Source organism: Acidisoma sp. (assembly GCF_965199065.1).
Lineage (GTDB): Bacteria > Pseudomonadota > Alphaproteobacteria > Acetobacterales > Acetobacteraceae > Acidisoma.
Genome location: NZ_CBDAQN010000001.1, coordinates 365,531 through 389,709 on the forward strand (window position 1 = coordinate 365,531; position 24,179 = coordinate 389,709).

21 protein-coding genes are annotated in these 24,179 nt (G+C 65.4%); 15 read left to right on the forward strand and 6 right to left on the reverse strand.

The features are described 5' to 3' along the window. The first annotated feature begins 2 nt into the window (after nt 1-2). Complete coding sequence (treZ, locus tag ACOEQ1_RS01745) at nt 3-1,796, forward strand: malto-oligosyltrehalose trehalohydrolase (protein ID WP_419757511.1); 1,794 nt, start codon at nt 3-5, stop codon at nt 1,794-1,796. A 46-nt stretch (nt 1,797-1,842) separates the two neighbouring features. Here treZ and ACOEQ1_RS01750 read toward each other — a convergent pair whose 3' ends face one another. Further along, on the reverse strand, nt 1,843-3,009 hold the full coding sequence (locus ACOEQ1_RS01750; protein WP_419757512.1) for an ATP-binding protein: 1,167 nt from the start codon (nt 3,007-3,009) through the stop codon (nt 1,843-1,845). A gap of 204 nt (nt 3,010-3,213) precedes the next feature. Between ACOEQ1_RS01750 and ACOEQ1_RS01755 the strand changes: the two genes are divergently transcribed. From ACOEQ1_RS01755 to ACOEQ1_RS01765, 3 genes are all read left to right on the forward strand, one after another. Beyond that, nucleotides 3,214-3,579 carry a response regulator gene (locus tag ACOEQ1_RS01755; RefSeq protein ID WP_419757513.1) on the forward strand — a complete coding sequence of 122 codons (366 nt, stop codon included), beginning with the start codon at nt 3,214-3,216 and terminating at the stop codon, nt 3,577-3,579. 187 nt (nt 3,580-3,766) lie between these two features. Further along, nucleotides 3,767-4,951 (forward strand): efflux RND transporter periplasmic adaptor subunit, encoded by a 1,185-nt coding sequence (locus tag ACOEQ1_RS01760; protein WP_419757514.1) that lies wholly within the window; start codon nt 3,767-3,769, stop codon nt 4,949-4,951. Nucleotides 4,952-5,023: 72 nt separating this feature from the next. After that, nucleotides 5,024-8,161 carry an efflux RND transporter permease subunit gene (locus ACOEQ1_RS01765; RefSeq protein WP_419757515.1) on the forward strand — a complete coding sequence of 1,046 codons (3,138 nt, stop codon included), beginning with the start codon at nt 5,024-5,026 and terminating at the stop codon, nt 8,159-8,161. Between the two features lie 60 nt (nt 8,162-8,221). Here ACOEQ1_RS01765 and ACOEQ1_RS01770 read toward each other — a convergent pair whose 3' ends face one another. The 5 genes from ACOEQ1_RS01770 to ACOEQ1_RS01790 form a co-directional block, all read right to left on the reverse strand. Then, nucleotides 8,222-9,187 carry a YsnF/AvaK domain-containing protein gene (locus ACOEQ1_RS01770; protein WP_419757516.1) on the reverse strand — a complete coding sequence of 322 codons (966 nt, stop codon included), beginning with the start codon at nt 9,185-9,187 and terminating at the stop codon, nt 8,222-8,224. Further along, the gene (locus ACOEQ1_RS01775; RefSeq protein ID WP_419757517.1) at nt 9,187-9,681 is read right to left on the reverse strand and encodes a YsnF/AvaK domain-containing protein; all 495 of its coding nucleotides are present in this window, start codon (nt 9,679-9,681) and stop codon (nt 9,187-9,189) included. The genes ACOEQ1_RS01770 and ACOEQ1_RS01775 overlap by 1 nt, the downstream gene beginning before the upstream one ends. Before the next feature lie 258 nt (nt 9,682-9,939). After that, complete coding sequence (gene tkt / locus ACOEQ1_RS01780) at nt 9,940-11,982, reverse strand: transketolase (RefSeq protein WP_419757518.1); 2,043 nt, start codon at nt 11,980-11,982, stop codon at nt 9,940-9,942. Nucleotides 11,983-12,133: 151 nt separating this feature from the next. Next, the gene (locus ACOEQ1_RS01785; protein WP_419757519.1) at nt 12,134-12,805 is read right to left on the reverse strand and encodes a septal ring lytic transglycosylase RlpA family protein; all 672 of its coding nucleotides are present in this window, start codon (nt 12,803-12,805) and stop codon (nt 12,134-12,136) included. A 209-nt stretch (nt 12,806-13,014) separates the two neighbouring features. After that, entirely contained in the window at nt 13,015-13,266 is a 252-nt protein-coding gene (locus ACOEQ1_RS01790) for a hypothetical protein (RefSeq protein ID WP_419757520.1), read from the reverse strand. A gap of 59 nt (nt 13,267-13,325) precedes the next feature. Between ACOEQ1_RS01790 and ACOEQ1_RS01795 the strand changes: the two genes are divergently transcribed. From ACOEQ1_RS01795 to ACOEQ1_RS01845, 11 genes are all read left to right on the forward strand, one after another. After that, nucleotides 13,326-14,600 carry a glutamate-5-semialdehyde dehydrogenase gene (locus ACOEQ1_RS01795; protein ID WP_419757521.1) on the forward strand — a complete coding sequence of 425 codons (1,275 nt, stop codon included), beginning with the start codon at nt 13,326-13,328 and terminating at the stop codon, nt 14,598-14,600. A 17-nt stretch (nt 14,601-14,617) separates the two neighbouring features. Beyond that, the gene (locus ACOEQ1_RS01800) at nt 14,618-15,298 is read left to right on the forward strand and encodes a nicotinate-nucleotide adenylyltransferase (RefSeq protein ID WP_419757522.1); all 681 of its coding nucleotides are present in this window, start codon (nt 14,618-14,620) and stop codon (nt 15,296-15,298) included. A 91-nt stretch (nt 15,299-15,389) separates the two neighbouring features. Further along, the gene (rsfS, locus tag ACOEQ1_RS01805) at nt 15,390-15,764 is read left to right on the forward strand and encodes a ribosome silencing factor (protein WP_419758617.1); all 375 of its coding nucleotides are present in this window, start codon (nt 15,390-15,392) and stop codon (nt 15,762-15,764) included. Nucleotides 15,765-15,786: 22 nt separating this feature from the next. Then, on the forward strand, nt 15,787-16,242 hold the full coding sequence (locus tag ACOEQ1_RS01810; protein ID WP_419758618.1) for a 23S rRNA (pseudouridine(1915)-N(3))-methyltransferase RlmH: 456 nt from the start codon (nt 15,787-15,789) through the stop codon (nt 16,240-16,242). 33 nt (nt 16,243-16,275) lie between these two features. Beyond that, entirely contained in the window at nt 16,276-17,829 is a 1,554-nt protein-coding gene (gpmI, locus tag ACOEQ1_RS01815) for a 2,3-bisphosphoglycerate-independent phosphoglycerate mutase (protein ID WP_419757523.1), read from the forward strand. 9 nt (nt 17,830-17,838) lie between these two features. Then, nucleotides 17,839-19,098: a murein hydrolase activator EnvC family protein gene (locus ACOEQ1_RS01820; RefSeq protein WP_419757524.1), complete on the forward strand. Its 1,260-nt coding sequence runs from the start codon at nt 17,839-17,841 to the stop codon at nt 19,096-19,098. 95 nt (nt 19,099-19,193) lie between these two features. Next, nucleotides 19,194-20,582 (forward strand): S41 family peptidase, encoded by a 1,389-nt coding sequence (locus ACOEQ1_RS01825; RefSeq protein WP_419757525.1) that lies wholly within the window; start codon nt 19,194-19,196, stop codon nt 20,580-20,582. Nucleotides 20,583-20,595: 13 nt separating this feature from the next. Then, complete coding sequence (locus ACOEQ1_RS01830) at nt 20,596-21,096, forward strand: RNA pyrophosphohydrolase (protein WP_419757526.1); 501 nt, start codon at nt 20,596-20,598, stop codon at nt 21,094-21,096. Nucleotides 21,097-21,119: 23 nt separating this feature from the next. After that, on the forward strand, nt 21,120-21,782 hold the full coding sequence (locus ACOEQ1_RS01835) for a dienelactone hydrolase family protein (protein WP_419757527.1): 663 nt from the start codon (nt 21,120-21,122) through the stop codon (nt 21,780-21,782). A gap of 296 nt (nt 21,783-22,078) precedes the next feature. Beyond that, nucleotides 22,079-22,795 carry a phosphonate metabolism transcriptional regulator PhnF gene (phnF, locus tag ACOEQ1_RS01840; RefSeq protein WP_419757528.1) on the forward strand — a complete coding sequence of 239 codons (717 nt, stop codon included), beginning with the start codon at nt 22,079-22,081 and terminating at the stop codon, nt 22,793-22,795. 74 nt (nt 22,796-22,869) lie between these two features. Beyond that, a complete protein-coding gene (locus ACOEQ1_RS01845) occupies nt 22,870-24,177 on the forward strand; it encodes an NRAMP family divalent metal transporter (protein WP_419757529.1) in 1,308 nt (435 codons plus the stop codon). Nucleotides 24,178-24,179: the final 2 nt, after the last annotated feature.

Consider the following 24,179-nt stretch of genomic DNA (forward strand, 5'->3'; position numbering starts at 1 on the left):
CCATGACGAGACGCGCGCATGCAATGCCGCATGGGGCGGAACTGCACGACAACGGTGTGCGTTTCCGTCTCTGGGCGCCTGGTGAGGACCAGGTCGGAATCGAGATCGACGGTCATCAGCCGGTCCACATGGCGCGCCAGCCGGAAGGCTGGCACGAACTCATCACGATCGGCGCTCGCCCCGGTTCGCTTTACCGTTATGTGGTGGCGGACGGGATGCGCGTGCCCGATCCGGCCTCCCGCTTTCAGCCGGAGGATGTGCACGGGCCGAGCGAAGTCATCGATCCTCGCGCCTATGACTGGCAGGACGCGGAGTGGCGGGGGCGGCCATGGGCCCAGTCCGTTATCTACGAGATCCACGTAGGCACCTTCACGCCGGGCGGCACCTTCCTCGCGGCGATCGAAAAACTCGATCACCTCGTCGCCCTCGGGGTGACCACGATCGAGATCATGCCGATCTCGGATTTTCCAGGGAAGCGGAACTGGGGCTACGACGGCGTGCTTCCGTATGCCCCCGACAGCGCTTATGGGCGGCCGGAGGATCTCAAGGCGCTGGTGGACGCCGCCCATGCGCGTGGCCTGAGCGTGATGCTCGACGTGGTCTACAACCACTTCGGCCCCGACGGGAACTATCTGCCGGTCTACGCGCCGCAGTTCTTCACGGACCGGCACAAGAGCCCTTGGGGCGCCGGCATCAACTTCGACGGCGAGCACAGCCGTCCGGTGCGCGACTTCGTCATCCAGAATGCGCTCTACTGGCTGCAGGAATACCACCTCGACGGTCTTCGGTTGGACGCGGTCCATGCCATCCAGGATGACAGTCCGACCCACGTTCTGGCCGAGTTGGCGGAAACCGTTCGCGGGGCCATCGCAGATCGCCCGGTGCATCTGATTCTGGAAAACGAGGAAAATCGCGCCAGCCTGCTCCACCGGGATGAAAGCGGCGAACCCCGGCTCTACACGGCGCAGTGGAATGACGATATCCACCACGTCCTGCATGTCGCGGCGACTGGCGAGAATGTCGCCTACTACGAGGCTTACCTGGGCCAGACCGAGCTTCTCGGCCGGGCACTCGCGGAGGGCTTCGCTTTTCAGGGCGAGATGATGCCCTATAGCGGCAAGCCGCGCGGCGAACCGAGCGGCGGCCTGCCCCCTACAGCCTTCGTCGCCTTCGCCCAGAACCACGACCAGATCGGCAATCGCGCGTTCGGGCAGCGGTTGAACCAGCTGGCGTCGCCTGAGGCGGTGCGGGCGGTGTCCGCGGTCTATCTGCTGTCGCCGCAGGTGCCGATGATCTTCATGGGCGAGGAGTTGGCGTCGCGGCAACCCTTCCTGTTCTTCGTGGACTTTGAGGGTGAACTTGCCGACAAAGTGCGGGACGGGCGCCGCGAGGAGTTCGCCAAGTTCCCGGAGTTCAGCGACCCGGAAAAGCGGGACACGATCCCGGATCCCGTGGCCGAGGAGACTTTCCTGGCCTCCAAGCTCCGCTGGGATGAGGCGGACGCTGCGACACAGGAGTGGTTCACGCGCATTCTCGCAGTGCGGCGCGAGATCCTCTGGCCGCTGCGTGGCGCTTTCGGCGGCAACGCCGGTAGTTATCGGGTGGTCGGGGACTCCGCGGTCGAGGTGAGCTGGACGCTTTCCGAGGGCGGCCGGATTGTGTTGCAGGCCAATCTGTCCGGGGCGAGCGTGTCGGGTTTCAGCACGGTCGAAGGCCGGGTGTTCTGGAGCGAGGGCGATGCATCCGGGGACGGATCATTCGGGCCGTGGACGGTGCGCTGGGTCAGCAACCAATGAAGGTGCGTTCGCGCTCGAAGACACACGTGGAAACCTAGTCTATCGCCTAGTTCGTGCGCGGAAAAATGAGGCGGACCGTCGTCCCCACGCCGGATGCGGTGTCGATCTGCATCGCGCCACCCGATTGCTCGACGAACCCGTTGACCATCGACAGCCCGAGGCCAGTACCCTTGCCGAGTTCCTTCGTGGTGAAGAAGGGCTCGGTCGCTCGCCGCGCCACCGCCTCGGGCATGCCGATACCGCAGTCGATGACGACAATCTCAATCGCATCCCGGCCATCCGCCGTCGCGGCATCTTTCGGGCGGGCGCGCACGATGATCTCGCCGCCCTTCGGCATCGCGTCCGCTGCATTGCGAACCAGATTGATAAGAGCGAGCTCCATCTGCGCCGCATCGATCTCGACGAGCATCGGCTCGGCCGGAAGATCGAGGGTGACATGAATTCCGTCGCCCGCCATCTGATCCAGGATGTTGTCGAAGTCCCGTAGTAGATCGCCGAGTTCGATCAACCTGTTGTCGTGGAACTGCCGGCGGGCGAACGACAACATGTGGCTTGTAAGCCGGGCGGCACGCTGCGCACCCCAACTCGCGCGGTCGATCTGGCGGGAGCGGCGGGCCGGATCGGGCTCCTCCGCCGCTCGTTCGAGGCTAGCCAGCACGACAGTCATGAGGTTGTTGAACTCATGAGCCATGCCGGAGGCCATCGCACCCAGAGCCTCCATCCGGTTCGATTGCTGCAGAACGGCTTCGGCCTCCCGCCGTCTCGTCACATCGAGCTGGCTGGCAAAGTGGTAGACAAGGCTCCCGTCCGAATCCACCACCGGACTGATGAACAAGGCGTTCCAGAACGGGGTGCCGTCTTTCCGGTAGTTCAGCAGCTCGTAGTGGATGTCCTCGCCGGCCTTGAGTCCCGAGCGTATCTTCGCGACCACGTCCCGGTCTGTTCCAGCACCCTGGAGGAACCGGCAATTAGACCCGATGATCTCGTCCTGCGAATACCCGGTGAGGTGCTCGAAGGCCTGGTTGCAGAAGATGATTGGGCTATCCGGTTGATGCGGGTCTGCAAGGCACATCGGCATTCGGCTCATCTGCACAGCGGCGAAGAAGATGTCCTTCCCGCCGTGGCCGCCACGGGTGGTGATGATATTCCGCCCCTCGGACGAATGGTGGCCCTCACCGTCCTTGGAACCAGTGTATTTCGCCGTCTGCGACAAAAGCGTTCGTCCTGCTGCGCCATTCGGCTGTCTAGCCTGCCTCACCACATAATGTTGTACTCAAAGGCGTATTTAAAAAGCTCTGCCGCACAGCAAATAGTAATCGCTTGCTGCTTACAAACGTCGGCATCTCCTGGCGGTGATCGGGCGGCACGTTTGGTCGCCTCCGACGGCTCGATCGGGCGCCGATGCAAGGGACTACGCATGTGTGTATTGCTGGTGGAAGATGAGCCTCTGATCCGCGAGATCATGGCCGAGAGCCTGGAAGATGCTGGCTTTGCCGTCATTCAGGCGTCAACCGGTGATGAAGCGATCTCGGTCATTCGCGCCGATATGACGACCATCACCGCCCTGGTGACAGATTTCCATATGCCGGGGACAGCGGACGGCGGCGATGTGGCTCACTGTATCCGTCAGAAGTGGCCGAACATGCCCGTGGTGATAGCATCTGGCCGGCCGGATGCCATGAAGACCTCATGGCAAGAGGAACATGGGTATCATCTTCTGCGTAAGCCGTACGGCCCGCGCCAATTGATAGGCGTGCTGCGCGAAATTGCCGGGGCAACGTAAGCCCGCTTTGCCGAGGCATCGCCTTACCTCGTCGCGTTGGCACGACCCTGCGAGCCAGCCAGACCCGTCTCCCCCTGTGACGTATTGAAACAGCTGCTCACGAAGGTGCGAGGGAGCACCCAAAGCTCTCGCGAACGGGCTATCTGGCGCTCTACCAATCGATGTCGAGCGAACAGAGAGGAACAAGATGAAGCGGGGCCGCCTTTGGATCGTCGGCATCATCGTGTTGGTTGCCGTCGTGGGAGGCGGCTGGCACGTGATGCAAGGCCCCGGTCGGTCCGAGGCAGCTACCAAAGCGCCGCCGCCGCCTCCCATCCCGGTGACCGTCACCTCGACCAAAGTCCAGGACGTGCCGGTTTTCCTCGACGGACTGGGTTCCGTGCAGGCCTTCAACACCGTCCAGATCCGTGCCCAGGTCACCGGCGTGTTGCTCGCGCTCCCGGCTCATGAGGGGCAGGAAGTGCATAAGGGCGAGGTCGTAGCCGAGATCGACCCGGCCCCCTACAAGGCGTCGCTGGATCAGGCCGTGGCTCAACGGGCCGAGGACGAGGCCACGCTGCAGAGTGCTCAGCTCGACCTGCAGCGTTATGCCTCACTGGCCAAGAGCAGCTTCGCCCCGGTCCAGCAGGTGGATGACCAGCGCGCGACCGTCGGCAAGGAGACCGCGGCGATCGAGGCGGACAACGCGATGATCGAAACAGCCCAGATCAACCTCGGCTACGCCACCATCAAAGCGCCGTTCGACGGCCGCGTGAGCCTGTATCAGGTCGATGTCGGCAACCTCATTCAGGCCAACGGCACGACGGGCATCATCTCGATCGACCAGGACAAGCCGATCGCTGTGGTCTTTACCCTGCCGGAAGCGCAACTGCCGCAGGTTCAGGATGCCCGCCGGGAGCGGACGCTCCCCGTCATCGTGACCGACAGCGAGACCGAGAAGCCGCTCGCGAGCGGAACCCTGATGACGCCGAACAACGCGATCGACACGACGACGGGGACGATCTCGCTCAAGGCGAAGTTCGCGAACGATGACGATCATCTCTGGCCCGGACAGTTTGTCGACGCCCGGCTCGAGGTCCGGACGCTGCACAACGCCGTCACCGTGCCGGCCATCGCCGTGCAGCACGGGCCGGAAGGCCTCTACGTTTTCCAGGTCAAGCCCGACGATACGGTGGTTCAGACGCCGGTCGAGGTCGGCTACCAGGACAATGGCATGACCGTGGTGACGAAGGGCCTCCAGGGCAACGAAACCATCGTCGTGAGCGGGCAGTCCCGTCTGGCGCCGGGCGTGAAGGTGAAAACGTCGCCGGCAGGAAATCCCAGCAAGGCGCCGGCGGCCGAAGCCTCCGACGGCAGCGCATCGCCGAGTTGATCACGAGCCTAATGCCCGCTTCTTTCAGACGAAAAGAAGCAGACGTTTCTTAACGGTGAGCGCCCCAACGCGATGAGCATCTCGACGCCTTTCATCCGGCGCCCGATCGCCACCTCCCTCGTGGCGGCGGCGATATTTCTGGTCGGTCTTGCAGCATACCCGCTGCTGCCGGTGGCACCGCTGCCGAATGTCACCTTCCCGACCCTGACGGTGACCGCACAATACCCGGGGGCGAGCCCCGAAACCATGGCCTCCACGATCGCCACGCCGCTGGAGACCGAGTTCGGGCAGATGCTGCCCGGCCTGTCGCAGATGACATCCGTCAGCGTACTCGGCACGACGCAGATCACCCTGCAGTTCGACCTCAGCACCGATCTCGGGAACGCCGAGACCCTGCTGCTGGAAGCGATGAACGCGGCGCAGGGGTCGCTGCCGAAGGACATGCCGAGCCCGCCGACCTTCCGTGCCGTCAATCCAGCCGACAGCCCGATCATGATCCTGGCCATGCAGTCCGATCAGGCGCCCATCACCGATGTCGACAGCTACGCCGAAAACATCGTCGAGCAGCAAATCTCGCAACTTCCGGGCGTGGGCGAGGTGCTCGTCGGCGGCCAGCAGACGCCGGCCATCCGCGTGCAGGTCGACCCCGCTCGTCTGGCCGAAATGGGCCTGACGATGGAGGACGTCCGCAACGTCCTCACCAACGTCACGGTCGATGACCCGAAGGGCAGCATCGACGGTCCGAACCGGTCCTACACGATCTACAACAACGATCAGCTCACCACGGCGCCACCGTACAACAACGTCATCATCGCCTATCGAAACGGCGCGCCCGTGCGGATCAGCGATATCGGGCGCGCCGTCTCAGGACCCCAGAACCGGGAACTCGCCGCCTGGACCAACGGCAAGCGCTCCGTGCTGCTGCTGGTTTTCAAGCTGCCGAACGCCAACGTCATCGCAACCGCCGACGGCATCAAGAAGAAGCTGCCGGCGCTCGAGGCCTACTTCCCGCCGGATATCCACCTGAAGGTCGTCTCGGACCGCACGCTGACCATTCGCGCCTCAGTCAACGATGTCGAGTTCACCCTCATCCTGGCGATCTGCCTGGTCGTGGCGGTCATCTTCCTGTTCCTGCGCAACGTCTGGGCGACCGTCATCCCCAGCATCACCATCCCGGTGGCGCTCGTTGGCACGCTGGCCGTGATGTACATCTGCGGCTTCAGCCTCGACAACCTGTCGCTCATGGCGCTGACAATCTCCGTGGGCTTCGTCGTCGACGACGCCATCGTCATGCTCGAGAACATCGTGCGCCATCTCGAAAACGGGATGCGGCCTGTCGACGCCGCGCTGAAGGGCGCCGGAGAGATCGGCTTCACCATCGTCTCCATCAGCTTCTCGCTGATCGCCGTCTTCATTCCGCTTCTGCTGATGAGCGGCATCGTCGGACGCCTATTTCGCGAGTTCGCGATCACCGTATCCATCACCATCGTTATCTCGGCGATCGTGTCGCTGACGCTGACGCCGATGATGGGGTCCCGGTTCCTCAAAAGCGAAGAACATAACCACGGGCGTATCTACAACCTCGTGGAGGGCATGTTCGATGCCATGCTCAGTTTCTACAAGCGGACACTGGATGTTGCCCTGCGCTTCCAGTTCATCACCTTGCTCATCTTCATCGCGACCGTCACGCTGACGGTATGGCTCTACATCATCATCCCGAAGGGCTTCTTCCCGACCCAGGATACCGGCATCATCATCGGCATCACCGAGGTCGCGCAGGACGCGTCCTACGACCAGATCGCCCGGCTACAGCAGACGGTCAATCGGATCGTCCTGCATAACCCTTCGGTTTATTCGGTCGTGTCGTCCGTGGGCGCCGGAAACGGCGGCCAGACCGGCAATGACGGGCGCATGTACGTCACCCTCAAGCCGTGGGATCAGCGCAAGTCCGGCGTGATGCAGGTGATCGGTCAGCTGGACAAGTCGATGGAGGCTGTCCCAGGCATCCGGCTTTTCATGCAGCCGGCGCAGGATGTGCGCGTCGGAGCGCGACTGACCAAGACGCTCTACCAATACACGATCCAGGATTCCGACCAGACCGAGCTGAACACCTGGGCGCCGAAGATCCTCTCTCAGATGCGCAAGCTCCCGATGCTGGCTGACGTCACATCGGACGCCCAGAACGCAGGCACAACGGAGACGATGACCATCAACCGCGAGCAGGCCGAGCGCTTCGGCATCGAGCCCGCGACGATCGACAACGTCCTTTATGACGCGTTCGGCCAGCGGGAGGTGTCCCAGTATTTCACCGGCAACAAGGCCTACTACGTTATCCTGGAGGCGAAGCCCAACGAGTTCGGCAAGATCGACACCCTGGGCAAGCTTTACGTCGATTCCTCCAGCGGGGTCGCCGTGCCGCTATCGACGTTGGTGACGACGACGACGGTGCCTGTGCAGCCGCTCGCGATCAACCATCAGAGCCAGTTCCCGTCGGTCACCGTCTCCTTCAACCTGAAGGGGAACGCATCTCTCGGCGACGTGGTGACGAAGGTCGACGCCATGAAAGCGAGTATGGGCGTGCCGAGCACGGTGGAAGGGAGCTTCCAGGGGACAGCCCAGGCGTTCCAGGCCTCGCTGAGTTCCGAGCCGATCCTGGTGCTCGCGGCGTTGATCTCCGTCTATATCATCCTCGGCATCCTGTACGAGAGCTACATCCTGCCGTTGACGATCCTCTCCACTCTGCCCTCGGCCGGCGTGGGCGCTCTGCTGATGCTGCTGATGTTCGGCTACCAGCTGACCGTCATCGCGCTGATCGGGATCATTCTGCTCATCGGCATCGTCAAGAAGAACGGCATCATGATGGTGGACTTCGCCATCAACGCCGAGCGGCGTGAAGGGTTGTCTCCGCATGACGCCATCCGCCAAGCCTGCCTGCTGCGCTTCCGCCCGATCCTGATGACGACGATGGCGGCCATGTTGAGTGGTCTGCCGCTGATGCTGGAGGGCGGAGCCGGGTCGGAGCTGCGTAAGCCGCTGGGTTTTGCCATGGTCGGAGGCTTGCTGCTCAGCCAGGTGCTGACACTCTACACGACCCCGGTCATCTACCTTTACCTCGACCGGTTGCAGCACTTCCTGTCGCCGTCCCAGGGCAAGCAGCGGATGCCACGTTTGGCGGAGAAAATGGCGCCGGCCGCGAATAGCGCGGACTAGGTCCGGAACAAAGAAAAGGCCGGGATGCTTTCGCATCCCGGCCTTTTTTGTCAGAACAAGTTAGCGGCGCGGCGTTACGGGTGCATCGCCCGGAACCTGCTCGACATCGACTTCTTCCTTGCGAAGCGTGTCACGCACAGTCTCGACGCGATCCGTGGCTTCCTTGTGCAGCCGGATCTCCTCGGTGACATGGGCGGTCTTGGAAACAACCGCCTCTTCCCGCGTCTCCGTCATCTCGATCGTGCGGTCGGTGAAGCTTCCAGCATCAGGCGTCATGGTGTCGCCCGTAACCGGCCGGCGCTCAAGCGTGACGCGCTCTTCGTGCAGGCTGACCTGCTCTTCGACCGGCGTCTCCACCACGTAGCGGCGCACGCGCGTGCTGCCACGGTTGACGAGGCGCTTGCCAACAGCAAGGCGTTCCTCGGCAAGCCGCAGTGTCTCAGACTGGTCTGCACCGGCAGGCCTGGCGCCAATTCCAGTGTTGATCCCGGTCGGGGCAACAGCGCCGGCGTCCGTGAGGTCAGAGCCGGTCGTCTGATAGGCGGCGCCCGTCGCGGGTAGCGCGCCGTCTTCGACGCCCGTGCCGGCCGTGCGCGCGGTCGGGGAGGCATACTGCGTCTCCGCGAAGCCCGCAGCGGAAGAGCCCGCCACGCCATGCTCCATCGTGCTGGTGAGGCCGTAACCCGACGCGCGCTCGTCGATATCGATCGGGTTGTGACGATCGAGGATTTCGGAGACGCCCATGACATGCGCTTCGGCAACACGGACCGAGATCACTGTGGAGCCGGCGCTGACGCTGCGATCGTAGACGTGGTTGTCATACTCGCGATCACCGCCGAAAAGGCGCGACCAGAAGCCTTCCTCGCGCGGCGCCGGGGTGTCGGTGGCGTCTGCAACGGAGGCAGTGCCGGCGTTGGCATGACGGCTGATGGCGCTCTCAGGAACGTCCGCCGCCATCAGGTCGCGCACAGCGGCGTCCGCCTGCTCGGCACTGTCGAAAACAGCTACGATGGTTTCATCGGTCATCAGTTGAAGTCCTTCTGAGGTGTTGTGGATATTGGATAGTGATCGTCCAGCTCAGGTCTCGCCTGCACCGGCGATTGTGGTTCGGTACGAGTGATGGCGACGTCCTGCGAGCGAGTGACAACCGTCGCCGTATGCGTTTCCTGAACGCGCACACGACGGAGATGCACCTCTTCCTTGAGAACGAGGCGGCGCTCGATGACGAGGACCTCTTCCACGACAGGAATGATTGTCGTGTCACCCTCCTCGCGCACGGAAGGAATTGCATCGACGGTGCGCCCGATCGGTATCCGCTCTATCTCGACCCGCTCATGAACAAGGTCCTCTTCGATGACCTGATCATGACTTTTGGTAGTGACAGTGGCGCGCACACGCCCGGTTTCGACACGCTGCCGCTCGACCGAGAGTGTCTCGGCCAGCAGCGGAATAACGTGCTCCTCAATCCCTGGAGCCGTCGCCGTATCACTGATTTTGTCTTGAGATTCAGCAGTCGTCACGGGTGCCTCCAGGGCAGTGTGCATTGCCGCACAAGGACCTCCATCGGAACATTCCGACATGGACCCGGTGGCTGGCGATCACCTGCCCTGCATCTGGAGCTTCGCTGGTAATATCAAAGCGATTTCGGAGGATGTCACAGCGACGTGACGCGACGATGGCGAAACGGCCCGCATGCGTATCGACGGGCGGGCGAAAAGGAAAGGGCCGGCGGATTATCCGCCGGCCCCTGTCAGCAACAGGCTCTTTTAGAAGTCGTGCTAGCCGAAGACCTCGACGATCGTCTCCTTGGCCGCGCGCACGACGGCGTCGGTTGTGATGTCGAACTTCTTGTAAACATCGGCGATCTTCCCGGAGGCGCCAAACTCGTGCATGCCGACGAAACGACCCTTGAAGCCGAGGTAGCGGTCCCAGCCCATTTCGACCGCCGCTTCCACCGCAACGCGCGCATGGGTCTCGCCCATGACCGACTTCTTGTATGCTTCGTCCTGCTGCTCGAAGAGCAGGCGGCACGGCATGGACACAACTGCCGTCGGCACACCCAGACCTTGCATGACGGTCCGCGCCTCGACGGCCAGATGCAGCTCGGAGCCTGTCGCCATGATGGTGAGCTTGCGCTCCCCGTCCGCTTCCAGCAGCACGTAGGCGCCCTTGGCTGACTTATTCTCGGTGCCGGGTTCCTTTCGCAGCAGCGGCATCGGCTGCCGCGACAACGCGATGAGCGCGGCCCGGCGCGGCTGATCGAGGATGATCTCCCAGCATTCGGCGGTTTCGACCGGATCGCCCGGGCGATAGACGCCGAGATGCGGAATGGCACGGAGCGCCGCGAGCTGCTCGACCGGCTGATGGGTCGGGCCGTCCTCGCCGAGGCCGATGCTGTCATGCGTCATGACGAATATGGTGCGGATCTCCATCATCGACGCGAGCCGGATGGAGGGGCGGCAGTAGTCGGAGAAGCACATGAACGTGCCGCCGTAGGGGATGAGGCCGCCATGCAGCGCGATGCCGTTCATCGCCGCCGCCATGCCGTGCTCGCGCACGCCGTAATGGACGTAGGAGCCGTTGTACTCGCCCGGCTTGATCTCGACCTGGTTCTTGGTCTTCGTGTTGTTCGACGGCGTGAGGTCGGCGGAGCCCCCGAGCAACTCGGGGATGGCGTTGAAGAGGTGCTCGAGCACGGCGCCGCTTGCCTGACGTGTCGCCAGCTCCTTGCCGCTTGCGATGAACTCGGCGCGGGCGGCGGCGATGGCCTTCTTCCAGTCCGTGGGCAGTTCGCCGCGGGTCCGGCGCTCGAAATCCTGACGCAGCCCGTCGGGCGCGGCCTTCACGCGATCGGCCCAGGCCATGCGCGCATCGCGGCTCTTGGAGCCGATCTCACGCCAGGCGTTCAGCAGGTTCTCGGGGATCACGAAGGGCGGGGAGTCCCATCCGAGGATCTTGCGGGCGCCGGCGATTTCTTCCTCGCCGGGGGCATCGCTATGAGCCTTCTGGGTGCCGGCCTTGGTCGGGAAGCCGAAGCCGATGATCGTCTTGCAGGCGATCATGGTTGGCTTGTCGGTGACGGACTGCGCCGTCTTGATCGCCTCGCGGATCGCATCCGTGTCGTGGCCGTCGATCTCGAGCGTATGCCAGCCGGAAGCCTGGAAGCGCTGGATCTCGTTGTCCGAAACGGCAAGCTTGGTCGCGCCGTCGATCGAGATGGAGTTGTTGTCCCAGAAGCAGATGAGGCGGCCGAGCTTGAGATGGCCAGCGAGTGAGATCGCTTCCTGGCTGATGCCCTCCATGAGGCAGCCGTCGCCCATGAAGACATAGGTGTGGTGGTTGACGAGGTCGTCACCGAACTTGGCGTTCATGATGCGCTCGGCGAGCGCGAACCCGACCGAGTTGGCGATGCCCTGCCCGAGCGGGCCGGTCGTCGTCTCGATGCCGTCGGCGTGGCGGTATTCGGGATGGCCGGGCGTCTTGGAGTTGACCTGGCGGAAGCGCTTTAGCTCCTCCAGCGGCATGTCCTTGTACCCGAGCAGGTAGAACAGGCTGTAGAGCAGCATGGAGCCGTGGCCGTTCGACATGATGAAGCGGTCGCGGTCGATCCAGTGCGGATCCTCGGCATCGAGCTGCATGAAGTCTTTGAACAGGACGGTGGCGATATCGGCCATTCCCATAGGAGCGCCGGGATGCCCGCTCTTGGCTTGCTGCACGGCATCCATCGAGAGGAAGCGGATGCAGTCGGCCATGTCCCGCAGATGCTGATCTCGGGGGGCGGGCACGGTCTTGGGTTCGGGAGGAGACGAAACGTCTGCCATAAGGTGGGTCCTTCTTCGCGAGGTAGGTCCGACGACCCGGTATGGCATGGCTGGCGTCGGTCCGAAACCTCGGGCCCACGCTTCGCCGAATGTTCACGCGCTCTTGCGTCTTTGAGCGGCCTTGTTTCGCCGAACGGAGGCGAAACAGTCCTCAGTTCTCCGGCGTCAGCATGACCATTGCCAGCCCGTCGCGGAGAATGCCGAGTTGTTCGGCCGCACCCTCGGAGAGGTCGATGATGCGATGACGGGAATAGAGGCGGTCGGTGATCGTCACGACGACGGACCGGCCGGTGCCGGCGAGCTTCACGAGAACCTTGGTGCCGAAGGGCAGGCTTTCGTGGGCGGCCGTCATCGCGTGCTCGTTGAAGATCTGACCGCTGGATGTGCGCCGGCCGTTCTGCCGGCCGCCATAATAGGAGGCGATGCCCGATTGGCTTGGCGCTGCGCCCTGCTCCGGCGACACCGGCTCCTCGAAGCTGGTCAGGCGCACGGAGGCGCCGATCGGGGCTTCGGCGGGCGGCGCACTGATGCCGGCCTCGGCCGGGTTCCAGCCGTTGGTCAGGGCAACGCCGTAGTTGTTGGCGGAGTGCACGACTTGTCGGCCATCGACATGCCGGATGGCAAGGTGGCGAAAGCTGATCTGACGGTTGTGGCGGCGACCCAGCATGACGAAGCGGGGGCGGCCCGGTCGGGCGGAGGCCAGACGCGCGGCCTGATGGTGACTGCTGTGGATGGGACCGTGCGGTTCCGTCTGAGCCTGCGCCTGATGGCTCAAGGCGAACATAAGGATCGGTGCGATCGAAAGTGCCAGGCGCGAGGCCATTCCGGGTTTCTCCCTGTTAGGGGATGAGGAACCAGAGGTTTGCTCATCGTTTTCTGCCAACCGGAAACTCCAGAATGCTGGCGATCCGGCTGTCAATCTATTGCGACCTGTTAACGCCGCTGGCGAAGTTATGCGGGCAAACGGTTGAAGAAAATATGAATTTCCCGATGTGGCCGAGGAAGGATCGTGCGTCACATTTGCGATAATGCCTAATCTTTCAGGCAATGCAAGCGCGAACGGACAATTACGCCACCGATTGCATCCAATAACGCGGCGAGGAACATCATCCTCTTCTTGCGTTTTCCGACGAAGAACATGCCATATTCCTGCCGTGATTTGTCCATGGCAGGTTCCATTTGAATCATTGTTATCTGATAGGGAATTGCTGCCGCAACGCGAAGCTCAGCCGCGCGCCCGCTGCCATTGCCTTGATGCCGGGGGCCGGGCAGAACCGTCGTCATTGAGAGAAATTGCCACGAAACCAGCGGTATCCGAACGCGACCATCATGCAGCGCTCCCTATGACTCCCGATTCGACGACCGGTATCCACTCCGCCGGCTCCGGGCTACGGGCCGGTGCCCTCGCGGCGCGGGCGGCGTCGGCCGTGCTGGCGCAGTCGTCCAATGCCCAGCGCAACCGGGCGCTCGCCGCGGCCGCCGCGGCCCTGCGGGTGGGCCAGGGAAATATTCTGGCAGCTAACGCCGAAGATCTGCGGGCCTACGAGGGGCTGCCGGCGCTGCGCGACCGGCTAAGGCTCGACGCCCGGCGGATCGAGGCCATGGCCGTCGGGCTGGAGGAGATCGCGGCCTTGGCCGATCCGCTCGGCCGCGTCATGGCAGAGTGGACACGGCCGAACGGCCTCCGCTTCCGCCGCGTCTCCACGCCCATCGGCGTCATCGGCATGATCTACGAGAGCCGCCCCAACGTCGGGGCGGACGCGGCCGGCATCTGCCTGAAATCGGGCAACGCCGTGATTCTGCGCGGCGGCTCGGACAGTTTCCACAGCGCGGGCGCGATCCATGCCGCCATCGCCGAAGGCGTGCGGGCGGCGGGTCTCCCCGAGGCCGCCGTGCAGGTGGCGCCCGGCCGGGACCGGGCCTTCGTCGCGGCCATGCTGTCGGCCTCGGGCCTCATCGATCTCATCATTCCCCGCGGCGGCAAGGGGCTTGTCACCCGCGTGCAGGCCGAGGCCCGCGTTCCCGTGCTCGCCCATGCCGAGGGTCTCTGCCACACCTATATCCACGCCGCCGCTGACCCCGCCATGGCACGGTCGATCATGGTGAACGCCAAGATGCGCCGCACCGATGTCTGCGGCGCCACCGAGACGCTGCTGATCGACGCCGCCATCGCCCCGAGCCTGCTGCCGGACATCGTCGGCGACCTTCGAGCCTTGGGTTGCGAGTTCCGCGCCGACGCCGCGGCCCGCGCGATCGTCGACGGCCTGCCACCCGCGACGGAGGACGATTTCGATACCGAGTGGCTCGACCGCGTGCTGTCCGTCAGGGTCGTGGGCGGCGTCGGCGAGGCCATCGCCCACATCGCCACCCATGGCAGCGAGCATACGGAGGCCATCATCACCGAGGATGCGGCGGCGGCGGAGTTTTTTCTCAACGCGACATCCAGCGCGGTCGTGCTGTGGAATGCCTCCACCCAGTTCTGCGACGGCGGCGAATTCGGCTTCGGCGCCGAGATCGGCATCGCCACCGGGCGCGTTCAGGCCCGCGGCCCGGTGGGCGTCGAGCAGCTTACGACGTTCCGCTACCAGGTTCGCGGCTCGGGTCAGGTGCGGCCCTGACGGCTCCCGGAACGGTCTTGCCCGGCGACCAAAATCCTGGCGACCCTTTGCCGCGGCGGGGCGACCGGCGGCGGATGCGGATCGGTATCCTTGGCGGCTCCTTCAACCCGGCCCATGCGGGTCATCTGCACGTCGCACGCACCGCGCTGCGGCGCTTTGCGCTCGATCAGGTCTGGCTGATGGTGTCGCCCGGCAATCCGCTGAAGCCCGCGCTCGGCATGGCGCCATTTGCGGAGCGGCTGGGATCGGCCCGGCAGATCGCCGACGGGCGGCATATCCTGGCAACGCGCATCGAGGCAAGCATCGGCACCCGCTACACGCGCGACACGCTGGCCCGGCTGCATCGCCTGTTTCCTTGCGCCGATTTCGTCTGGCTGATGGGCGCCGACAATCTGGAAGACCTTGCCCGCTGGCAACGGTGGCGGGAGATTGCGGCAAGTACGGCTCTGGGCGTCCTGCCGCGGCCCGAGCATAATATGAGTGCCCTGGCGGGGCGGGCGGCGCACCGTCTTCGCGGCCATAGATTGCCGGCCCGGCAGGCTGGTATGCTCGCCACGGCGCCGACACCGGCCTGGATATTCTTGCCTACCGCGCAGAATGCGTTATCCGCCACAGCATTGCGCGCTGCTAAACAAGGCGCGTCCTGCGCGACCGCGCCACGAATGGAGAAGGCCCATCGCCCGCAAGCCTCCCGCTGAAACGGCCGCCCCGCGCCGCCGCCCAGCCACCCCGCGCGTCGCTGCCGCTGCCGCCGGCGGTCCGCCTGCCACACTCCGCAAAAAGGCGGTCATTTCCGGCCCGCGCGCCAAAAGCCGCAAGGCCGCAGCGACGCCGCCGGAGCTCGACCGGCTGCAGGCCGTGATCGTCGGCAGTCTCGAGGACGACAAGGGCGAGAACATCGTCACCCTCGATCTTGCCGGAAAGGCAAGCTTCGCAGATCGCATGATCATCGCGACCGGTCTTGCCGACCGGCAGATCAGCGCGATGGCGATGCATTTGCAGGAGAAGCTGCGGGAGGGCGGGTTCGGCCGTGTTCGCATAGAAGGCGAGGGCGGATCCGACTGGGTGTTGATCGACGCCGGCGACATCGTCGTGCATCTGTTCAAGCCGGACTCCCGGGATCTCTACGGCCTGGAGAAGATGTGGGGCGCGGACCTCGACTAACCGGCGTAGCGGGACGACCTCCCTGCGTGTCATCGCCATCGGCCGTCAGCGGCAGGGTCCGGAGGCTGAGCTTTTCACCCGGTATGCCGCTCGTCTGCGTCCGCCGCTCGATCTCACCGAACTCGCCGAGGGGCGGGGTGCGCCGGTGGAGATCAAGCGCCGTGAAGCGGCCGCGTTGCTGGGTGCGCTGCCTCCGAGCGCCTTTGCCGTCGCCCTGGATCAGGACGGCGCCACGCCGGACAGCATGACGTTCGCGAAGACCCTGGCGCAATGGCAGGGCCTCGCCCGGCCCATCTGTTTCCTGATCGGCGGCACCGAGGGGCTGGATGCGACGGTGCTGGCGCGCGCCGATGCGACGCTCTCGCTCGGGCGGCTGACCTGGCCGCACTATCTGGTGCGGGCGATGCTGGCCGAGCAGCTGTTTCGCGCCCACAGCATCCTCACCGGCCACCCCTACCACCGCGACGGACGGCCGTGATACCACGGCGCGCCACACCAGGAGCTCCGTGCCATGACAGTGCAACAGCAACGGCCGGTCATGCTCGTCATCCTCGACGGCTGGGGCTGGCGCCCGTCGAACGAGGACAACGCGGTTCGCCTCGCGCACACGCCGACCTTCGACCGCCTGTGGGGTAACGGCCCGCATGCCTTCCTGGCCACCTGCGGGGAGGATGTCGGTCTGCCCGAAGGCCAGTTCGGCAATTCGGAGGTCGGGCATCTCAACATCGGCGCCGGGCGGGTGGTCATGCAGGAGCTTCCCCGCATCACCCGCGCGGCGCGGGACGGATCGCTCGCAACCAACCCCGAACTGCTCGCCCTGATCGCGGCGGCGCGCCCAGGCTCCGGGGGAGGCACGGGCGTGGTTCATCTGGTCGGCCTCGTCTCCCCGGGCGGCGTCCATGCGCATCAGGACCATGCGGTGGCGCTGGCAAAGATCCTCACCGATGCAGGCCTTTCGGTCCTTGTTCATGTCATCACCGACGGTCGGGACACGCCGCCGCGCTCGGGCGCGGGGTTCGTCGCGCGTTTCCAGGCGGACCTGCCGCCCGGCGCCCGGATCGTGACGCTCAGCGGCCGCTATCACGCGATGGACCGCGACAACCGATGGGAGCGGGTGGAGCGTGCGTGGGACGTGATGATCGACGGCGACGGCCCGCAATTCGACACCGCGGCCGAGGCGATCGACGAAGGCTACGCCGACGACCTGGGCGACGAGTTTCTGACGCCCGCCGTCATCGGCGACTACCAGGGCGTGAGGGACGGGGACGCCATGCTCGCCTTCAATTTCCGCGCCGACCGGATCCGCCAGTTGCTCACCGCCATCCTCGACCCCGCGTTTATCGGGTTCGAGCGCCAGCGCCTGCCGCGTTTCTCAGCCGTGGCCGGCCTGACCCAATACAGCGCGGCGCTCGATCCCTTCGTGCGAACGCTGTTCCCCCAGATCAGCATGGGCAATCTGCTGGGCCAGATCGTGGCCGGCGCCGGCCGTCGCCAGCTTCGCATGGCGGAGACGGAGAAATATCCCCACGTCACCTACTTCCTGAACGGCGGGGTCGAGACGCCGAACCCGGGCGAGGAGCGCATCATGGTGCCGTCCCCGAAAGTCGCGACCTACGACCTGCAGCCGGAGATGTCGGCGCCGGAGCTGACGGCGAAGGCGGTGGCGCAGATCGACAGCGGGACCTTCGACCTCATCATCCTCAACTTCGCCAATCCGGACATGGTCGGTCACACCGGCATTCTCGCGGCGGCGATCACGGCGGTGGAAACAGTGGACCACGGGTTGGGCGAGATCGCGGCGGCTGTGGCGCGGGCGGGCGGCGCGCTTCTCGTCACCGCCGATCACGGCAACGCCGAGCTCATGCGGGACCCGGTGACGCACGAGCCGCACACGGCGCACACGCTGAACCCGGTGCCCGTGGTGCTGATGGGCGGTCCGGCAGGAGCGACGCTCGCCGACGGGCGGCTGGCGGATATCGCGCCGACGCTGCTGGCGCTGATGGGGTTGCCTCAGCCGCCGGAGATGACCGGCGTCAGCCTGCTGCGGGGGCCTGCCGCTGCCTGAAGCGACCGGATGATCGCGGCACTCCTGAAACGCCTGTTCAAACGGGGGACCACGTTCGCCCTCGTGCCGATGCTTCTGAATCTGGGCACTGGAGCCTCAGGGGCCACTCCCACTCCGGCGCGCCTGCAGCAGCTGCAGGCCCAGCAGGCGCTGCACGAGAGCGAGGCCGCCGCCGCCCGGGCGCGGGTGGCCGCCATCAGCGCGATGCAGGTGGCGCTGACCCAGCAGCGGATACAGACGGCGGCGAAGCTCCGGCAGGCGGAGGAGGCGACGGCCGCCGCCGCTGACCGGATGTCCGATCTGGCGGCGCAGAAGAAGGCTGTGAGCGCCGCACTGCTCGTTCGCGCCGCCGCCTTCGCGCCGCTGCTGCCGCTGATCGAGCGGCTGGCCCTGTACCCGTCCGAGACGCTGCTGGCGGTACCGGCGGCGCCGCGGGACACGCTGCGCGGCGTGCTCGTGCTGCGCGGCCTGTCGCGGGAGATCGGCCGGCAGGCTGCCGCTTTGAAACAGAAGCAGGACCAGCTCGACGCCTTGACCACGGCCATGGCCGCCGCGGCTCCGGCACTCGAGCAGGCCGAAGCCGTGCAGGCGCAGCAGGGCGCGGTCCTCGACGCGGAAATCGCGAGTGCGGCCGCGAGCCGCCAGAGCGCCGAGGATGCGGCAACCGCGGCAGATCAGGCCGCCGCCGACGATGCGGCGCACGCGCGCACTCTGCAGCAGGCGCTGAAGTCGATCGCCGACGCGCATGCTCGGGCGCTGGCGCGTGCCGCTCGTCTTGCCCGGCGTGCTGCCCGGGCGGGTCGCGCGGGCGCTGCCGCCGCCGATGCACAGCGCGAGGCGGAACTCGCCGCACCGGCGGGCGCCGGTCTCGGTGCGGCGACCGGGCGGTTGATGACGCCGGTCGCGGGCAAGGTGGTGCGGTCCTGGGGCGACCCCACGCTCGCCGGGCCGGCCACAGGCCTCTCGTATCAGACGCCGCCGGGCGCCAGGGTCGTTTCGCCCTGTGCGGGCCGCGTGGTGTTCGGCAGCCCGTTCCACAGCTATGGCTTGCTGGTGATCCTCGATTGTGGCGGCGGATACGACTTTGTTCTTGCCGGACTCGACCGTTTGGATGTGAGTGTCGGACAGCATTTGCAGTCCGGCGAACCCGTCGGCATCATGGCTGGGTGGGATCCCAATCAACCCGCCGACCGTCCTAAGCTCTACCTGGAATTACGGCTGAATGGGGACCCCGTTAATCCTGCGCCATGGCTTCACGCTCGGGGTTGATTGATGATGCGGTTCCTTCACACAATGCAGATCATGTATCGTCGCGCCTTGCCCCCGAAAACTGCGCCCTCAGTGGCGGCTTTAGGAACGTCCGGATGAAGTTTCGCTCTGGCTTGCTGATCGGCACGGCGTTCATGGCCGGTCTCGCTCTGGCTCCCGTGTCCGATGTCGTGCTCCACCGGTTTGGTGGAACCCTCGGGATCACGCATGCCCTGGCGGACGAGGACACGGGCGCCGGGACCTATCAGCTGCTCAGCCTCTTCGGCGACGTTTTCGACCGGGTGAAGCAGGACTACGTCGTGCCCGTGAACGATCAATCGCTGATCGAGAACGCCATCAATGGCATGCTCGCAGGGCTCGACCCGCACAGCGCCTACATGAACGCCCAGCAGTACCGGGACATGCAGGCCCAGACCGACGGCGAGTTCGGCGGCCTCGGCCTCGAGGTCACGCAGCAGGACGGCTTCATCAAGGTCATCAGCCCGATCGACGGCACACCGGCGGCGCGCGCCGACATCAAGCCGAACGACCTCATCATCGAGATCAACGGCAAGTCCGTGATGGGGCTGTCGCTCGACACGGCGGTCGACGAGATGCGGGGCGCGCCGGGATCGACCATCGCGCTCACCATCAAGCAGGCGGACAAGCCGAAGCCGGTGGTGATGACCCTGACGCGCCAGGTCATCAACGTGCCGTCGGTCCACTCCGCGCTCTACGGCAATGTCGGCTACATCCGCCTGTCGGTCTTCAGCGAGAACGCCGATCAGGGCATCCGCGACGCCATCACGAAGCTCAAGGCGCAGTCGCATGACCACATCCACGGCTACATCCTCGATCTGCGGAACAATCCCGGCGGATTGCTCGATCAGGCGGTCGCGGTCGCGAACGACTTCATGAGCACGGGCGAGATCGTCTCCACCCGGGCGCGCCATCCCGAGGACAGCGAAGTCTGGAGCGCCAAACCGAGCGGCGATGTCGTCGGCAACGTGCCCATGGTCGTGCTCATCAATCCCGGCTCCGCCTCGGCGAGCGAGATCGTCTCGGGCGCTTTGCAGGATAACCGGCGCGCCATCGTCATGGGCGAGCGCAGCTTCGGCAAGGGCTCGGTGCAGACGGTCATTCCGCTGCCGGACAACAGCGCCATGCGGCTGACGACGGCCCGTTACTTCACGCCCTCGGGCCGTTCGATCCAGGATCTCGGCATCACGCCCGACATCCAGGTCGCCTCGTCCGACGCCGAGGACAATACGATGTCGCCGCTGCGGGAGAGCGACCTGCAGCACGCGATGCTCAATCCGAACAGCAAGGAGTTGCCACCGCTGGCGCCGCGCACCGATCTTCCGGCGATCGCGCACGACATCCCGAAGGCGCCGCCGGCCGGCTGGCCGAAATTCGACCCGACGAAGCCCTCGACAGACTTCCAGCTTCAGGAAGCGATCAAGGTCGTGGACGCCATGCCGGGCGAAAAGAGCGCTTCCAACTAAGGCGTCCAGGCAGATGCGCCCCGAGGATATGCCCTACCGGCCGAATGTCGGCGCCGTGCTCTTCAACCGCGAGGGGCGCATCTTCGTCGCGAGGCGGGCCGACTTCCCCAACGCCGAGGGCCCCGTGGGCGGCTGGCAGCTGCCCCAGGGCGGGATCGACGAGGCGGAAGATCCCCGCGTCGCCGTCTTCCGCGAACTTGGCGAGGAGATCGGGACCGAAAAGGCCGAGATCATAGGCGAGCATCCGGACTGGCTGCAGTACGATCTTCCGCCGGAGCTGATCGGGAAGGCCTTGGGCGGCAAGTATCGCGGCCAGCGTCAGCGCTGGTTCGCGCTTAGGTTCCTCGGCGAGGATGCCGATATCCGCCTCGACCTCGATCCACATCCGGAATTCGACGCCTGGCGCTGGGAAGATCTCGTCAACCTTCCGTCACTTGCCGTCGGCTTCAAGCAAGATATCTATGCCGTGCTCGCGACCTCCTTCGCGCGTCACGCCACTCCCTCGCCAGACTAACCCCGATACAGGACAGGGCTACCATGAGCACGATCAAGCTGACGGCCGATGACGGCCACACCTTCTCCGCCTACCGGGCCGGGTCCGAGAGCGCAACGATGGGCCTCGTCGTCGTGCAGGAGATTTTCGGCGTCAACAGCCATATGCGGTTCGCGAGCGATGCCTTCGCAGAGGCGGGCTTCGCCGTTGTGTGTCCGGCGCTCTTCGACCGCGCGGAGAAGGACGTGGAACTCGGTTACACGCAGGAGGATATTCAGGCCGGCCTCGCCCTCCGCGCCAAAATCACGGAAGAGCAGGTGATGCAGGACATCGAGACGGCCGCCGCCTCGCTCGGGACGGCGTCGGTCGGCATCATCGGCTACTGCTGGGGCGGCACGATCGCCTGGTGGGGTGCGACGCGCAGCCGGAGCTTCAACGCGGCCGTCGGCTGGTACGGCGGCGGCATCGCAGCGACGAAGACCGAGACGCCCGACTGCCCGGTTCAGCTGCATTTCGGCGCTGAGGATCACGGGATCCCGCTGACGGACGTCGATGCCATCCGCGCCGCTCAGCCGGGCGTCGAGGTCTATGTCTATGAGGGCGCGGGCCACGGCTTCGGCTGCGAGCAGCGGGCGAGCTTCGACCAGAAGAGCTTCGACCTCGCGCAGAACCGCAGCCTCGATTTCCTTCGCAAGCATCTGGCTTAAGCGGCCGCTCTGCGGGCGGCTAAACCAGGCCGCTCGCAGCTTGCTCACGATCCCGCCGCGTCGCACATATCGGACTGAGCGACGAACCGTGCCTCTGCAACTGGCAGAAGGGCAAGGAAGCGGATAAAGCGGCTTGATCGTCTCCGACCATCGGAGTCTCTCTCCTCCCTGGCGGCGGCCCAGGTTCAGCGGTGCGTCTGGACGAGGCTGTTGTTTTTGCGATCGGGTTGGCTTAGCCGCTGCAAAGGTGTGCGAACCTCGAATTCGGCACATCGGGCCCGATCGTAGGAGAGGCTATGCGTTCAGCCCGCGTCGTCATTTGGCAGAGGATCGCCGAAGTGCTCGCCGCCGAGATCGGTTCCGGCGGTTTCGAGCCCGGCGCGCGTCTGCCGACCGAGACGGCGCTCGCCGAACGCTTTGGCGTCAACCGGCATACGTTGCGCCAGGCGATAGGCGCGCTCTCGACCGCCGGTTTGGTCAGCGTCCAGCACGGGCGCGGCACCTTCGTCCGCCCTGCGCCGCTGGTGGAGTATCCCATCGGTCCGCGGACGCGGTTCAGCGAGATACTGTCCCGCCAAAGCATGATGGCCGATGGCGAGCTTCTGGCGGCGCGGGAAAGCTCCGCCACGGTCGAGGTGGCGGAAGCGCTGGGGTTGCCGGAGGGCACGCCGGTCGTGGTGCTCGAGATCCTGCGCCGGGCCGACGGCTTGCCGGTGAGTATCGTGACCTCCCATCTGCCGGCGGCACGGTTCCGGGGCATCGACGCGGCGTTCCGGGAGACGAACTCGATCACCGCCGCTCTGCTCACCTTCGGGGTTGCCGATTATACCCGGCGCAGCACGCGGATCTGGACGCGGATGCCCACTCCCGAGGAGGCGGTTCTGCTCCGCCAGCGGGCCGATGTGCCGGTCCTGGTCAAGGAGAGTGTGAACCAGGACGAGCTTGGACAAGCGATCGAGTTCGGTGTGTCACGTGCGGCCGGCCAGCGGGTGCAGGTGCTTGTTGCAAGTTGATGACGTCCGAAGCGCGGCGCGCATTAACCGTCTAGGGTAGGCGAACTCGCGACGGCGCCAGAGGGCAGTATTTCATGACCGACAAAAACCCCGCGGTCCTTCTGCCGGGCGAGGTGCCGAAGCAGCCTGAACGGCCGAAAATGCTCGCCGTCATGGGGCCGGGGTTGATCACCGGGGCGTCCGATGACGATCCGAGCGGCATCGCGACCTACTCCCAGGCGGGCGCGCAATTCGGTTACGCGCTCGGCTGGACGCTGGTGCTGACCTATCCGCTGATGTGCGCGATCCAGCAGATCAGCGCCGAGATCGGGCGGGTGACCGGCCGTGGTCTCGCCGGGAATCTCCGGCGGCATTACCCGGGCTGGCTGCTGAACACGATGGTCGGGCTGCTCGTTGTCGCCAACACCATCAACATCGGTGCCGACCTCGGCGCCATGGGCGCGGCGCTGAAGCTGCTGGTGGCGGGGCCGCTGCTGCTCTACGTCGCGGGTTTCGGTCTGCTCTCGCTCGTGCTCGAAGTCTTCCTTCGCTACGCGCGCTATGTCTCGGTGCTCAAATGGCTGACGCTGTCGCTGTTCGCCTATGTCGCGACCGTCTTCGTGGTCGGCGTGCCCTGGGGCAGCGTCTTCGTCCATCTCCTGGTGCCGCACATATCGCTGCGGGCTGACTACCTGACGGTGGTCGTTGCCGTCTTCGGCACGACGATCAGCCCCTACCTCTTCTTCTGGCAGGCGGGCGAGGAGGTCGAGGATATGAACGAGCGGGCGGACAGCGCCTCCTTGCTTGACGAGCCATCGGCGGCGCCCCGGGAACTGCGGCGGATCAGGATCGACACCTATGTCGGCATGGGCCTGTCTAACGTCGTGGCTTTGTTCATCGTCTGGACGACGGCGGCGACGCTGCACGCTCACGGGATCACCAACATCCAGACCTCGTCCCAGGCCGCCGAGGCCTTGCGGCCATTGGCTGGACCGTTCGCCTTCACGGTCTTCGCGCTGGGGATCATCGGCACGGGTCTGCTCACGGTGCCGGTACTGGCGGGCTCGGCAGCCTACGCCGTGGGCGAGGCTCGGGGCTGGCCGATCGGCCTTGCCCGACAGCCGCTCAAGGCGCGCGCCTTCTACGGCACCATCGCCGTGGCGACGGTGGTGGGCGTGGTGCTGAACTTCACGCCCCTCAACCCGGTGAAGGCCCTGGTATGGAGTGCTGTCGTCAACGGCGTGGTCGCCGTCCCGATCATGGTGATGACCGTGCTGATGGCGGCGCGGCGAGACGTCATGGGTGATTTCGTTCTGGGCCCGGTGCTGAAGGCGCTGGGGTGGCTGGCGACGGCCGTGATGGCGCTGGCGGCCATCGGCATGTTCGCGACCTGGGGCGAATGACG

What these genes read in the sequence shown, in the direction of transcription:
- treZ (WP_419757511.1), top strand. Translation starts at nt 3, where the DNA reads ATGACGAGACGCGCGCATGCAATGCCGCATGGGGCGGAACTGCACGAC.
- ACOEQ1_RS01755 (WP_419757513.1), top strand. Translation starts at nt 3,214, where the DNA reads ATGTGTGTATTGCTGGTGGAAGATGAGCCTCTGATCCGCGAGATCATG.
- ACOEQ1_RS01760 (WP_419757514.1), top strand. Translation starts at nt 3,767, where the DNA reads ATGAAGCGGGGCCGCCTTTGGATCGTCGGCATCATCGTGTTGGTTGCC.
- ACOEQ1_RS01765 (WP_419757515.1), top strand. Translation starts at nt 5,024, where the DNA reads ATGAGCATCTCGACGCCTTTCATCCGGCGCCCGATCGCCACCTCCCTC.
- ACOEQ1_RS01770 (WP_419757516.1), bottom strand. Translation starts at nt 9,187, where the DNA reads ATGACCGATGAAACCATCGTAGCTGTTTTCGACAGTGCCGAGCAGGCG.
- tkt (WP_419757518.1), bottom strand. Translation starts at nt 11,982, where the DNA reads ATGGCAGACGTTTCGTCTCCTCCCGAACCCAAGACCGTGCCCGCCCCC.
- ACOEQ1_RS01785 (WP_419757519.1), bottom strand. Translation starts at nt 12,805, where the DNA reads ATGGCCTCGCGCCTGGCACTTTCGATCGCACCGATCCTTATGTTCGCC.
- ACOEQ1_RS01790 (WP_419757520.1), bottom strand. Translation starts at nt 13,266, where the DNA reads ATGACGACGGTTCTGCCCGGCCCCCGGCATCAAGGCAATGGCAGCGGG.
- ACOEQ1_RS01795 (WP_419757521.1), top strand. Translation starts at nt 13,326, where the DNA reads ATGACTCCCGATTCGACGACCGGTATCCACTCCGCCGGCTCCGGGCTA.
- gpmI (WP_419757523.1), top strand. Translation starts at nt 16,276, where the DNA reads ATGACAGTGCAACAGCAACGGCCGGTCATGCTCGTCATCCTCGACGGC.
- ACOEQ1_RS01820 (WP_419757524.1), top strand. Translation starts at nt 17,839, where the DNA reads ATGATCGCGGCACTCCTGAAACGCCTGTTCAAACGGGGGACCACGTTC.
- ACOEQ1_RS01825 (WP_419757525.1), top strand. Translation starts at nt 19,194, where the DNA reads ATGAAGTTTCGCTCTGGCTTGCTGATCGGCACGGCGTTCATGGCCGGT.
- ACOEQ1_RS01830 (WP_419757526.1), top strand. Translation starts at nt 20,596, where the DNA reads ATGCGCCCCGAGGATATGCCCTACCGGCCGAATGTCGGCGCCGTGCTC.
- ACOEQ1_RS01835 (WP_419757527.1), top strand. Translation starts at nt 21,120, where the DNA reads ATGAGCACGATCAAGCTGACGGCCGATGACGGCCACACCTTCTCCGCC.
- phnF (WP_419757528.1), top strand. Translation starts at nt 22,079, where the DNA reads ATGCGTTCAGCCCGCGTCGTCATTTGGCAGAGGATCGCCGAAGTGCTC.
- ACOEQ1_RS01845 (WP_419757529.1), top strand. Translation starts at nt 22,870, where the DNA reads ATGACCGACAAAAACCCCGCGGTCCTTCTGCCGGGCGAGGTGCCGAAG.